The sequence below is a fragment of the Halorubrum luteum genome (genome assembly GCF_054652935.1).
Genome location: NZ_BAAIGT010000002.1, coordinates 1,300,052 through 1,312,926 on the forward strand (window position 1 = coordinate 1,300,052; position 12,875 = coordinate 1,312,926).

A 12,875-nucleotide genomic window follows, 5' to 3' on the forward strand; every position below is an offset into this window, starting at 1 on the left:
AATGTTATTTAATGGTAATATGAATTATTGCCTATGTCTGTCGAAGCACGAATAAAAGCAGCCCTCGATGATACCCAATTTGAGCCGAAAGAGAACGGTGATAGAACCAAACAGATTACCATCCCGAGTTCTGGACTTTCGGTGGATGAGGTTAAGCAACATCGATGGGTGGAGGATGCGTTTTTGAACCCGGAGAATGAGAACCAGTTCAGCGTGATTGTTAGTACAAAACGAAACCTTGGGATTGTGAGGAGTAGATAAGCGGAACACTCGTGTCATTATATGGATGCTATTCTCAAGCCGTTACAGAGGCTATTTCCAGACTTCGGAACGGCACGCAAAGAACGGAATCGGATTCGGTATCAATGTAAGGAAAATCTAAACGCTCTGGAGCGAGGTGACGACCTCCAAACAATCAATTCTGGAGAGTACCAAATAGAATACCTACACAATAGAGCAGAGAACACCTGTGTCCAAATTGACCACCTTATCAAAAAATACGGGTCACTGACTGGACCGGGATTTTATAAAATCGTCTCCACAGACACTTCCGACCTCGAATCAAATTTGGAAAAAGCAATTACACAGATTTGGAGAAAGAACGCTCTGAGTTGGGTGTTTGAGGCTGTATTCATCGTGTTTATTGTTGGTATTCTCGGAGGGGCAGTATTCCTTGGAATCGTCGGTGTTGACGCTATCGTTGATGGACTTCAGAGGATTGTATGACTGTGTGTTGCTTGAGTCGCTGACGAGCCAGACAGAATTGAAACATTCAGTTTAGTGATTTGTTCTTAATTGAGACATAACGATATCGAAGTCGTCGTACACTTCCGGTTTAATACCTTCTTCGAGGTTTTCGACTACTCTATCAATTAGGTCTAAATTGACCCACTTGGACTCCAGTAAAAGCATATTACAATCAGAGAGGATTGCCTGCGTACATATCTCCAAATCCGCAATGTCATTCGCATCCGGATTCTCATTAGAATCCATTACTTCGAGCCGTTGGAGGTAGATTTCTCCCTTCACATATTCCACGACATCCAATTTATGTTGGTGAAGAACCAGTTTCTCTCCATCTTCCCGCTTTTCTAAATAGTCTTCAAAAGCCAGCCCTTTGAGATTCTCATATCCATACTCCTGTATGAGGTCTCGGTATTCTCCTATTCCCTCGTAAAATTCGTCAACTGGTTCCCAATTTGACGAACGAAAAATATACTGGAGCGTCTCAACCATACCAAGACCTTCTGTCTGTGTAGCCGCAAAACTCCGGAATTCGTCATCCGGAATGAGAGATAACGGACTACCTGAAACAATGTATTCATTTCCACTGGAGGGTATTGGTGGAAGACAATAGTCCGCTGTCCCAGCGATGATTTTCGACAGAGTGTCTTGCTCTTCTGCCTTCACTAAGTCAATAAAATTCCCGTAACTGAGGATGACCTTCACATCATCAGAGGATACAGTATCGTAGAATTCCTTGAACTGTTCTGGATTCGTCTTTAGGGAAATCCAATAGTTGGTGTCCATTATTAGTCGATTCACATCATCCATGTCGCTCATAGATTCGATTATTCTGTCTTCTGACCCTAACAGTTTTGTAGGATTAATGATTTGTGCGTTAACATGGCATACTCCGTAGAATGCGTCTCAACAGACGACACCTCCAGTTACGATGACTGTCGTTGTATCACGACGATTGGAATCCCGAGCAAAGGGGGCGGTGTGAACACATATGCGCCAGAGAGGATTCACGACCGAATCGAGGATGAGGGAGACCAGTTCTTTGTCGAACATAGTGGTTCAAGAACATACTTGGAGGCAGTCGAACGGCAGGGGACAAAATATGTTAGAACAGAGGCGAACGACACATCACAAGATAATCTTCTGAAGCAACCCGATTGCTGATTAGGTGCCTACTTTCTTGCCACGGCGTGAGTCGCAGTCAACGGTTTCGGCTCCTCGACGAACAACTGTCCGATGTCCAGATAGACGCCGCCGTCGCTCGTTTCCATCCGAACACGAAACTCGACATCATCGACTATCTGACCATCGATGATGAACTGAACCGCTTCCATTGACCCCAGAGACTGTGTGTTTCGGAGCGTTTGCCGAAGTTCACCAAGAACACTACTGCGGTCGGTTTCATCAGCGTTGTACAGCAAGTCCTCAAGACCAGTTACTGTAACGGGCGTCGAGACCTCCTCGTCAGCAGCGAGCCGCCGGAAGAACTCCAACGAAGACATCTCGGTCTCCGTGTCGGCAACCGGCTCGGTTACGATGTTGAATCCTTGGTGGAGTGTCATAGTTAGAACTGTTGGAGACCCATCTCCATAACGCTCTCATATCGTTCATCATCGGTAACATCCGCCATGAAGTCCGCAAGGGCTTCGAGGTCGTCCGTCTTCCACTCCTTTAGATACTCGACCGTATTCTGGTCGGACTTGTAGAGGTGGTAGAGGTAGTGAACCTTGTCAATGTCGAGCAGGCTGTCAGACCCCATTCCGTTCTTGTTGAGTTTGCTCTCAATGTAGTTGATACGCTCGTCGGCGGTTACAGGCACCTTCTTGTCTCGGGAACCTTTGACCAACTTCTCGTCTTCGAGGTCGCTTACATTCAGATTCTTCGCCAGTAGGTGCTTGTTGAGTTCGTCGTAGTCTTCGGCACCTCGCTGGTAGAGTGCCGCATACGACTGCGTGAGTGGGTCGATGGCTTGTGGAAGATTCACCGACCCCTCCAGAATTTGCTCGATGACAGAATCGACCGTATCGAGAGCGGTGTCGATATCCACCTCTTCGCCATCGGAGAACACATTCGGATAGTGTCTGGAGTAGTAGTACATACATTTGCCACGGAGGATGACGCCGAGGTCGGCTTGTCCGAGGTCTTCGTGGCGGTCTCGTTCCTCTGCGATGATGTCCTGAAGTTCGAAGAATAGGTTTTGACGCAGTTCTGTAAGCGTGATTTCTTCGTCTGTTCGCTCCTTGTTGGCGAAGATGAGGATGTCGTATTCGGCGTTATCAAGGTCGGAGATGTGTGGATTGTTCGGCATCTCTGACTGAACCGGATACGCACCTGCGATGGTGAACCCACTCTTAATTAGGGCTTGTAGAATCACCGACCACGCTTCGTTCTCGTTGTGATGGTAGGTGAAAATCATCTCACCATCCGGCTTCAGCACCCGATTGGCTTCAGAGAACACATTCGAGAGTGATTCGACGAAGAACTCTTCGTCCTTGTTGGCACTCTTGTTGGCAACTATCTCTCTGGCTTTGGGCACGAGTTCTGGTTTGAATTCATCGTATTCGTCTTTGAGGCATTCTCTAAGCCATACATAAAAGTAATCAGAAAGTTCCGAATATTGAACATTATCGTAGTACGGTGGGTCTGTAATCACATAATCAACCGAACCATCATTTTGGTCAAGTCGCTCAGATGTTTTACAATTCAGGCTTTTAACTCTTGAATCTGCGATGGATTCATTCTCAATAAAGAACTGCTCAACTTCCCCTGATTGGTTATTTTTGATTTTCTCAAAAGGTCGAACACAGTATTCTTTCGCCTCCGAGACTTTAGAGAAGAAATTTTGTAATGACGAAGAACTATTAAGTGAAATCAGTGGGTTACTCTCCACCGGCTGGACTCGTGGGATGTATGCGTGTCGTTTGAATACAGGACCCGGGATTGATAGGTTGTTTTGCCAGTGAACTAATTTCCCGTTATACTCCAAACTGCTGGACAATGCCGTTATTATAAATTCAGCGATATTCTGACTATCGGCTTCAGGGAAAGTCTCATTTCGGGCATTCCAAGCCTTCTGGAATAATATTCCGTATGTCAAGAGGTGTCTGTTAGTAAATAATTCATTAAATTCATTATAGTTGTAATTTAGAAGCGCTTGTGTTTTGTCTCCATTCGGTATTCGCTGAGATGGTATTGGAAGTTCATCCGAAACTTCCTCAAAATGTTCTTGTGCTTTCTGTAACTGCTGAGCATCATGCTGACCAAATTCTTTAATTCGCTTGTTACCCCGTGGGTCAACATACTGAAGAGCAAATCTGTCAAATGATGGCTTTTTGTCTCCCCGCTGGAGTGTCTCTTTCACATCATGTTTGTGTCCGTTTGAACAGGTGTATTTACCATATCCGTAAGTACCATCATTTGGGTCAAATTCGTATCCGCAGTTGGGACATATCTCTTTACCATCTTCACTTACGATTTCAACACCAGCGCCAGATATACTCACTTCAGTCCCCTGTTTTAAACCTTTATCTCTTGATTCTAACTCGATAATTCGGTCATCACAGTCTTGGTTCGGACAGTACAGCACACCGGGGCGGGTCTTTTTTGTTTTTGCCAGTTGGTAGCGAGGGAAGAGTTGAACCTCTTCATCACAGGTGAGACACGGGATTTGCTGTGATTGGAAGTAATACAGGACTTCACACTCTTGTCCAGTCTCTGGGTCTATTGTCGTGTAGTACTCTCCTAATTCTTCCCGAGTTTCTTCGAGAATCCGATTGAATTCCCGCTTAAGGACATCGAGATTCACATCGTCCATCGACTTCTTCTCAGTCCACCACGCAACGGGGTTCAGTTCGTAGCCGATGACATCCGCTCCAAGACGGTTCATCTCCACAAGTGTTGTTCCACCGCCTGCGAAGGGGTCGAGGACAGTTACATCTCTATCAATTCGGTCATCGTCTGGATTGATGTACAGCCCGTCGTGTGTGCCGCTATTTCGTTCCGTGAGGATATCGTCCTTCGTTACGGTCTCGTCAGTCATCGCAGCGAGACCGAGACAGCGAAAGGTCGAGCCTGCTCGCCGTGCCCACCATTTGTGTAGAGAATAGATGGGGCGATAGACATCTCGTCGGTAGGTTTCTTTCTCAGCCAGTTCATCCATCAGGTTCAGGGGTAGTTTATCCCAAGTTTCCATGTATTGTGTCACCGAGTCGTTAATTTGTCTGAATCCGCAGTACTGGAGTCATACACTCGGGGAGGCTTAATCCGCCGTGTGAGACCTTCTTCGTCGCTCCTCGCTTAGTCCAGTTGTGGTGCCCTTGTACGACATAATGCTGCCGTACCCGTTTAATAATGTTCGCCCGTTCGAGAATTCGGTACGACTGTCCGTTTCCAACTTCGCAAAACCGACCACTGAACTTGCTGGCGAGGGCTTCCTCCTGCTCGTCCGTCGTTGAGTACGGGGAATTCCCAAGATGGTTCACATACCCGTGGTCGCTCGTTACGAGGAATTCGTCGTGGGTACTTTCGTGGATGATGTCTTCGAGCAACTGCTTTGTGTCGTCGTATATCTCCTCTATTTCTTCGGTTGAGTAGTTCCCTTTCAAGGCTGTTTCGAGCCGTCTGTCCGGGTGTCGTGTCCAAACGAATTCGGGGTTCGTACTGGGAAGTTGTGGGACAGTCATATCCCCGATGAATCTGTAATCCTCCCGAGACACAACAGAGGGACTCTGAGCGTCGAACCATTCCCGGCAGATGAATTGCGTCTCACTCGGGAGCCGCTCAATTGGTGCCCAGGAAAGAGAGACCTCCCAGCCGTGTTCCTCCTTGAGGTCATCCTCCAGTCGGAAACCCTCACGGAGGCTGAGAGCGTCCATAATCACCCCACAACCGGATTCTATGTCAGGAAGCGGGTGTTCGCCCATCTGTTCGATTAGTTCGTCATATAGGGGCGAATACAGGCTTGCTAACTCTCGTTCGAGGAGTCGAGTTTGGTACTCCGACTTGGCGAGTTGGCGGTTCCCGAGAGCGTCTTCATTACCCCAAATTCGTCGCAAACACTCGAACACCCCATCAAGGATGTTCTCCTCATTTAGAAGCGAAGTGAACTCTTCGCTTCCGTATAGTTCATTACTCATTTTTGTCCACCTGTAAACTGACGGACAGCGTAGCCTTCTCGGGGACACTCAAATCCCACACCAGACTCAGAAACGCCTGCCGGGAAAGCGGTTCATCAGGGGCGAACTCGAAGGTTTCATCGAGCGTTACTCGTTCATCAAGAGCATCGGCACTAATACCGTATTCTTGGAGGTCGTCGGTTGTCAGCGTCCCGTTAACCGTTATTTTCGCTTCGTGAATCTCCCACTCGATACCGATGTCCCGTTCGAGCCGGTCGATGAGGTCTGGCTTATTGTCGGCATCGATGGTACCCATCACGGGATGTGGTCGCACGGATGGGCGTGCCGGTTCGTCTATTCCAAAGTTATCGAGCAATTCGTCGGTCGTCGCTCCTTCAACCGACACTTTTCCTTCCCGAACATCGCTCGCATCGAACTCGAAGCCGCACTCACAGGATGTTCCCCGTAACTCTTCACCACACTGTGGACAGGCAAACGCCGACGCACTTGCCGAAGTGCCTGCCGATTCTCCTTCTGTCGAGTCGCTATCACCCGTCTCTGACGCCGTTTGAGTTGTCGAGGATGTCTCGGTGGTATCGATGGTAATCGTCGTTTCTTCGTCCTCCTCGTCGTCTTCTTCGACGATGTATTGCTCGTGGACGAGGTTGGTATCGCTCCCGAGACTCCCGACTCGCTGTTCGAAGTAGGTTCCAACCTGAATCACCGCATCCCGACAGAGCGAATTAATTGCTTCTTCGAGTTCGTCTTCGGTGGTAAGCGTCGTATAGGCAGGATTGCGGTAGAAGTCGTTTCGCAGGTGTTGATATTGGATACCGCTGGCTCCAGCGTCTTTGACGGCGTTTTTCACTTCGGACCGAAGTTGGCTGGTGTCCGGCTCGACGACTGACAGCGTTGCCGTGTAGAAGTCGGTGTTCCCACCAGTTGGGAGGTCTTGGGGGAATAATCCTCGGTCGGTCGAGGTATGGACGGTGCCATACTTGTCCCGAACTCGGTCTCGAAGGTTCTGGTAGTTCTGGTCGTGAATCTCATCGAATCCTTCGGGGAGAACTCCCTCTTCTCGCTTGAGTTGTTCTCCGGCGACGACTTTGCGACCGAGTTCGATGATTCCCGTGTTCGTGTCAACGCTCGACCGCTTCGCAGGCGTTACGAGTACCAGTGTGTTGTTGAACTCTCGTTCCTGTCCAGTCGTGAGTGCCTCGAAATCCTCGTCGTAACTCCGCTTGGCACCCAGAGAAACGACTATTTTGAGTGCCTTGTTATCGGGAATGTTCTGGTCAGTGTTCACCGGGTCAAGGATGAACACATTGTTTTCCCCGCCGAAGAGGTCTCCTCGAATGAGCGATTCGACACGGTGGATAGCGTCGTGCTTGTGGATGTCTTCGGCTTTCTTTTCAATGCGAGCAGCAGGGTTCTCTTCGGTGTCGAAAGCGTACTCACCGTTTATCCGGTGAATGTGCCACGCATGTCCGTACACATCTTCGGTGAATGTCTGGATGATACGATGGGCATTAATCCCCTTTCGGATGATTCCCATCAGCATCTCCCGTTTGTTTGCTCCTTCTTCTCCGCCCCGACCGAGACTGTGGAGCAGGACGATGTTGACGAGTTCCTCGATTAGGTCGTCGAACTCCCCATCTGCCTTCTGGAGGCGGTGGTAGTCGTTGATGTACTTCCCAACGAGTTCGTTGTCGATATACTGGAATCGGTCGGTATAGCCGAAGACATCCACATTTCCCGTTAGAATGAGGTCTGTTTGGTTGAAGTTGTCTCGAAGAATTTCGGTGAGGAAGCGAAGGAGACCTCGTGCGTCCGAACTAATCCGCTGTTCAGAATACTTCTCCATTAGAAGGTCAAGGAGTAGCGGATGGAAGGGATAGTACCGTTCGATGCGGTCTTCCATATCTTGGTAGTCTTCTAACTGTATCTGGTCATTTTGTCGATACACATCCGTGTATTCCTTGGCGAGAGAGGAGACCCCCTCTGGGTCAATCACATCGCCCACGAGCCGGTGAAGAATGAAGTCGATTTTCTCGTCTCGACGGGAGGAAAGGTCGTGAGTAAACGGGTTCGTCCGTTGCGTAATCGCCTGTACATCGTCGTTTTCGTACAGGAGGGAGACAAAGACACTCAGTTGCGTGTCATCCCGACCAGCGGCTTCGAGAAGGTTCTGGAGGAACGCAAGGTTGTCATCTTGGTAGTCGGAACGGTCTGCCATCCCGAACCACCGCTCGAACTCGTCGATAAGGACGAGCGTCGGTCTCCCTTCGAGTGTATCCCGAATTTCGTGAACTGTCGGTAGGCTCGTCCCATCTGCCCACTGGTCAATACCGAGATAGTCCCCGACTGCTTCAGAAAGTCGGTTATAATCACTATCCAGATTGAACATCTGGAGTGCTGCTGTCCGAGTGTTGGTCGGAAGTTCGACTGAAATCCCCTGTTGGTCGAGCCACTTCTGTCCGAGAGTGGGTGAATTGAACAGGTGATACACGACGAGTTCTATGTGGCTTTTACCACTCCCGTACCCTCCACCGACGATTTGTCCACCTTCAGAGAACCCAGAACCCTCGTCCAACGCTGCCGCCGTATTCTCAACAATAGTCGTAAGCGTGTTAGTCGGGTATGTAATTTCGAGAATACGGTCTGCGTCCTTCTCAGGTGAGTCTCTATCGTCGTAAAGGTTGTAGAGGCTCACTTCGTCCAGAAGCCCAGCAGGGTCGATTGAGCCATCTGATGACTGAATCTCCTCACTTGGTGTAATGTAGTCCGAAAGAGTCCCTTCAGCCATCGAGGGCACCCCCTTCACGATGGTCGATGAATTCCATACTTACAGCATTTCATGCTGTTGGTAAAGTTGTTATGTCGTAGAGGGTTCGGGAAGGCGGTTGGATTACGAGACGATAGCGGGGTCTTCAATTAGGAAGAGTCCACTTCGTCAAGTAACTGCTCGATTGCGGTCTCGACTGACCGAATATCCGCAATTTTGCTCTCAGAGAGGACATCAAAGTTATCCGAGTCCAAGTAGCCATCATCCGTCCGATGATACCATCTTAACTCAACGACACCGCCGTTTTCATCTGTATTTGAATCTTCTTGGTATGTCACATACGCTTCTGCTTGTCCATCAGTTGCCCCTGATTTGGGATGGATATTGAGGGGTACCTCAGACCATCCCTGGATTTCAACCAATTTCCCGTGATTGTGATAATCTAAGCCGATATCGGCATCTTGTTCTATCTGCTGTACTTCGTTTTCTGTTATTAGTTGGTCTGACATAGTTTGTGAGTTGATGTTGAATTACACTACTGCGATAGCGGCATCAGTTGACTGCCAGTACTTAGAGTCCTGAAACATCTCGGTTGTTGTAGGAGATAATACAGAGCCTCTGTACGCCTCATACACGCCACCATCGGTATAGAGGTAATATGTGTGCCCATCTATCTGGTATGCTTCAATCAGAGAGTCACCAGACGGTGAGAAGAAGGATACGGCTGGCTCAGTGTGAGCCGCAATCTCTCTCAAGAGACGGGTGTCCACACCCTCACAGTAATCCTGAAGAATCTCGTTGAGTTCTGTTGCCGCTTGCTCTCCAGCGTAGTCCTCAAACTCGTTGTATAGGGTACTGAAACCCACATCCATTTCACAGCAATCAGGTACAATATCCTCGGACCCATGTAGCAATATACCATCCATCGTGTTGAGACCATCGTGGGTGTACTCCATCATCAGTTGAGCAGAGACTCCACGCACGGAGACCTCGGAGGCTTGGGATATCTCGTCGGGTACCTCTTCTCCATCTACACCATGTATTGTAAGAATTATTATACCTCCCCGAACACCGCTTTTAGACACTGTAACCGCTACTGGCTCTACTTTAGCAATCTTTTCAACAAAATTTTCTATGTCTATTTTGTCATACATAGCACCATTCTTAATAAAGATATTTTTATATAAATGTTTTGGTTTTGGTCTGTTGTTATCTGAAGAAATTATATGGGGTTGTATTCGAGATACTATTCTATGTCTGACACAAGGCAGAACTTTCTCACAGTTCTCACGAGCATAGCAGTGTGGACGGAAGAACAGCGGCGTGGGTTCACAGTTTCAGAACTCGCAGAACATACATACGGAGTTTCTGAACGGACGGTGAGAAGGTGTGTTAGAGACCTTCAGCAGGATGGATTTGTGAAGAAGCGAGAAGATGGGTTGTATTATCCGCTGATGACTATCCAGCCTTCTATCTTCCACCCTTGACCCTGATTTTGAGAGTGTGTATATCGGGCTATGCTACTCAGCCCGCACTCCCAGTATAGTAACCCAGACCAGACTGGCACTATTGTCGCTATCTCACCCTATCGGTATAGCAAATTGGAACCGTAGGTTCCAAATTTGCGGGGCGGTGTCGGAGCGATAAATGACATGACAGCCGCTGTCAGGTTGAAGTCAAAATAAAAAAGTTCAGTCAGAAGGTCGTCAATCGTTACAAACTCGAAATCTCAATCGCCTTATTCTCCCACTCTCTACTATGTGAAACCGTCTTAGCCCGCCGCATGGAATCCTGCCACGCATCCCACATCGTATAATTTCCAGCCTGCCCCTCGCACTCATCGAGAACAACATACGAGAGAGTGTTCTTAATTTGTTCGTCCCACGCTTCCAAACCTGTTTTAAACTCTGTACCACTTTCAGACACGCTTTCTGTTTGTGTCATAAATCTAATATTTAAATACCCGTCCGTATAAAACTTTGCAATCACCGTATAAAGAGGTATTACATTATGACAAAAGTAACACTTTTAATACCTACCCCCTAACATAACTAACGCAATGAGCAAACGAAAGACAATTCTAATTCATCAGGATAACGAAGAATGGGTAGAAAACGCAGTAGACAACTTCAGCGGGTTGGTTAACAGACTCCTGAGAGAAGAGCGAAAAGCGATGGAAATGTCAGCGGAAGAACAACTTCAGGAGCAACTGAACGAAATTCAGGAAGACCTCGCAGAACAGAAGCAGACACTCGAAGAGAAGCAGGAAGAAAAACAAAAAATTGAGAACAGACTCGAAAACCTCAACGAAGCACAGAAAGAGAGAGAAGAAGAGGTCATTATGATGGTAGAACGCCTCTATCAGAACGACACTAACCCTAACCGATGGGTTCAGATGTTTAAGAATAAAGCACTCGTGGGAGAACCAAAAGACCTCTACAATTACATTGTTGAAGAAACTGAACTCCTACACGACACAGGCGATAAAGTCGTTCCAAACGCAATCGAAGACCCAACAGAAGAAATTGATAAAGTCAGAGAGTGGGTACAGGAACAGCAGGGCAACTAACTTTTTAACAGGGTCTTTACCCCAATGTATGATGTAATACCCATAGTGTAATCATCATACATATATTTCAATCATACAGTAGTTTTCTGTTGAATCAGACAACCTTTACCCCAATGTATGATGTGTTACCCCTAATGTAATTGTAATACTGTCAAAGGATAACACACCGAGCAACTCCATAGTAGATAACAGGGAACAGCCTTCCTTACTGCGGTTTTAGAAATATAACGAACATATAGGTGTTACAATTACATACAGGGTATGATGTAATACATTAACTCTTCTAGAAGCCATAATATAACTATACTATGTTAACATACAACATAGTAAAAATCTCTGTTATCTACTCCGACTCTATCTGAGATGTGGAATAGACCTTCGGTCTGTATCTCTCATTTTGCTCTTTAATGTCTTCGTCGTCTGTTTGTAAATAGGTGTTTGCTGTCGTTTTAACGGTGTTTCCGAGCATATCTGCGATGTACTTTATCGAGCATCCATTCTGAAGTCTCTGTACCGCAAAACTGTGTCTGAATGAATGGGCTGTTACTCTGTTGAGAGAGTCACCTTTTGCGTTTTCTCCGAGTGAATCCTGAACGCCACTTCTTTCTGCGATTTTAACGACATTAGAATTAATCGCATGAGGTGTTAGCCGTGTTCCCTGCCAGTTGATAAAGAGGGCATCTGTTTCTGGATTTGGGTATATTGTGTCTCGGTGTCTATTGATGTATGTTCTGAGTTTTTGCTCTGTACTGAAATCAAACCATACAGAACGGGTGTCGTTAGATTTTGCTGAATCAATTGTGATTTTATTTTCGTTGAAATCTATATCTTCAATATCTATTTTTGAACATTCCGACCTTCTAACTCCTGTTTCCCATAAAATTCGGAGAATACATTCGTTGCGTAGTGAATCCGTAGATTGGAGCATTTTAATGTACTCATCTGTTTTTATGTGAGGTACTTTATCAGAGTCCTGTATAACCGTGTTAGTGTTGAGTTTGAGGTCTGATTTATTGAATAGGTTTAGAAAATCAAAGTGGTTGTATTTGCGGGTTAAACCCTGTATAGGGTTTATTTCGTTGCTGATGGTTGCTTCTCTAACTCCTGAGTTTTTGCGATTGGTGGAGTAAATGCTGATGTGGTCGGGGTGAATGTCTTCAACTGTTTCTAACTCTATTCCTTCAGAGTTCAGTATTTCAACAAACTGTGGGAGTATGCGTTTACGCTCTCGCTCGGATGCGTGAGAGTCCGCATCTTCAATATAGGACTCTATAGCGGTTTCAATATCTGTGTCGGGTGTGTATACTGCTTTCATTTTATTCTACTGGGTCAGGTCGGTCTCGGGTCATTCCCACGAGAGCCTGTTTTTCCATGTACTCTATTTCACTCTCGATGTACTCTCGCAACCCATCTGCGAACTCCTCAAACTCTTCTGTGGTCATTACTGATGAGTCCAAAGCCCGCACGGAACGGTCTAACTCTTCGATTTCACCTCGGATTTGTTGCGTATGTGAATCTAAAACATCTGTATCTATACCCTCTTCATCTCGCATCTCTTCGTGTATTGAATATTTTATTAGTTGAGTTAAGTTCTGAAATTTGTCTGTTGAATCCACATAGTCCTGCCATTTATCCTTAGTGTAGCTTCAGACTTAGACTGTCT

15 protein-coding genes are annotated in these 12,875 nt (G+C 46.9%); 5 read left to right on the forward strand and 10 right to left on the reverse strand.

What is annotated here, in order from left to right; all coding sequences use genetic code 11:
* The first annotated feature begins 33 nt into the window (after positions 1-33).
* Positions 34-261 carry a hypothetical protein gene (locus ACYQ0R_RS06490; RefSeq protein ID WP_459821764.1) on the forward strand — a complete coding sequence of 76 codons (228 nt, stop codon included), beginning with the start codon at positions 34-36 and terminating at the stop codon, positions 259-261.
* Between the two features lie 21 nt (positions 262-282).
* Positions 283-726: a hypothetical protein gene (locus ACYQ0R_RS06495; RefSeq protein WP_459821766.1), complete on the forward strand. Its 444-nt coding sequence runs from the start codon at positions 283-285 to the stop codon at positions 724-726.
* A gap of 51 nt (positions 727-777) precedes the next feature.
* Here ACYQ0R_RS06495 and ACYQ0R_RS06500 read toward each other — a convergent pair whose 3' ends face one another.
* Positions 778-1,563 (reverse strand): hypothetical protein, encoded by a 786-nt coding sequence (locus ACYQ0R_RS06500; RefSeq protein ID WP_459821768.1) that lies wholly within the window; start codon positions 1,561-1,563, stop codon positions 778-780.
* Positions 1,564-1,626: 63 nt separating this feature from the next.
* Between ACYQ0R_RS06500 and ACYQ0R_RS06505 the strand changes: the two genes are divergently transcribed.
* The gene (locus tag ACYQ0R_RS06505) at positions 1,627-1,908 is read left to right on the forward strand and encodes a DUF3892 domain-containing protein (RefSeq protein WP_459821770.1); all 282 of its coding nucleotides are present in this window, start codon (positions 1,627-1,629) and stop codon (positions 1,906-1,908) included.
* Between the two features lie 8 nt (positions 1,909-1,916).
* Here ACYQ0R_RS06505 and ACYQ0R_RS06510 read toward each other — a convergent pair whose 3' ends face one another.
* From ACYQ0R_RS06510 to ACYQ0R_RS06535, 6 genes are all read right to left on the reverse strand, one after another.
* Entirely contained in the window at positions 1,917-2,306 is a 390-nt protein-coding gene (locus ACYQ0R_RS06510) for a DUF8076 family protein (RefSeq protein ID WP_459821772.1), read from the reverse strand.
* A 2-nt stretch (positions 2,307-2,308) separates the two neighbouring features.
* Positions 2,309-4,783, reverse strand: coding sequence for a DUF1156 domain-containing protein (locus ACYQ0R_RS06515; RefSeq protein ID WP_459821774.1), 2,475 nt, complete (start codon positions 4,781-4,783; stop codon positions 2,309-2,311).
* Positions 4,784-4,955: 172 nt separating this feature from the next.
* Positions 4,956-5,879 (reverse strand): hypothetical protein, encoded by a 924-nt coding sequence (locus tag ACYQ0R_RS06520; RefSeq protein ID WP_459821776.1) that lies wholly within the window; start codon positions 5,877-5,879, stop codon positions 4,956-4,958.
* Positions 5,872-8,664, reverse strand: coding sequence for a DUF499 family protein (locus ACYQ0R_RS06525; RefSeq protein ID WP_459821778.1), 2,793 nt, complete (start codon positions 8,662-8,664; stop codon positions 5,872-5,874). Before ACYQ0R_RS06525 ends, ACYQ0R_RS06520 begins: the two co-directional genes overlap by 8 nt.
* A 128-nt stretch (positions 8,665-8,792) precedes the next feature.
* Positions 8,793-9,152 carry a hypothetical protein gene (locus ACYQ0R_RS06530; protein ID WP_459821780.1) on the reverse strand — a complete coding sequence of 120 codons (360 nt, stop codon included), beginning with the start codon at positions 9,150-9,152 and terminating at the stop codon, positions 8,793-8,795.
* A 21-nt stretch (positions 9,153-9,173) separates the two neighbouring features.
* Complete coding sequence (locus ACYQ0R_RS06535) at positions 9,174-9,797, reverse strand: hypothetical protein (protein ID WP_459821782.1); 624 nt, start codon at positions 9,795-9,797, stop codon at positions 9,174-9,176.
* A gap of 99 nt (positions 9,798-9,896) precedes the next feature.
* Between ACYQ0R_RS06535 and ACYQ0R_RS06540 the strand changes: the two genes are divergently transcribed.
* Positions 9,897-10,130, forward strand: a complete 234-nt coding sequence (locus ACYQ0R_RS06540; RefSeq protein ID WP_159483882.1) for a DeoR family transcriptional regulator — start codon at positions 9,897-9,899, stop codon at positions 10,128-10,130.
* 226 nt (positions 10,131-10,356) lie between these two features.
* On the opposite strand, the gene ACYQ0R_RS06545 is transcribed toward ACYQ0R_RS06540, so the two are convergent.
* On the reverse strand, positions 10,357-10,587 hold the full coding sequence (locus ACYQ0R_RS06545; protein ID WP_459821784.1) for a hypothetical protein: 231 nt from the start codon (positions 10,585-10,587) through the stop codon (positions 10,357-10,359).
* 115 nt (positions 10,588-10,702) lie between these two features.
* Between ACYQ0R_RS06545 and ACYQ0R_RS06550 the strand changes: the two genes are divergently transcribed.
* A complete protein-coding gene (locus ACYQ0R_RS06550; RefSeq protein ID WP_459821786.1) occupies positions 10,703-11,212 on the forward strand; it encodes a coiled-coil domain-containing protein in 510 nt (169 codons plus the stop codon).
* Between the two features lie 343 nt (positions 11,213-11,555).
* Here ACYQ0R_RS06550 and ACYQ0R_RS06555 read toward each other — a convergent pair whose 3' ends face one another.
* Entirely contained in the window at positions 11,556-12,527 is a 972-nt protein-coding gene (locus ACYQ0R_RS06555; protein ID WP_459821788.1) for a tyrosine-type recombinase/integrase, read from the reverse strand.
* A 1-nt stretch (position 12,528) separates the two neighbouring features.
* The gene (locus ACYQ0R_RS06560) at positions 12,529-12,828 is read right to left on the reverse strand and encodes a hypothetical protein (protein ID WP_459821789.1); all 300 of its coding nucleotides are present in this window, start codon (positions 12,826-12,828) and stop codon (positions 12,529-12,531) included.
* Between the last annotated feature and the right edge of the window lie 47 nt (positions 12,829-12,875).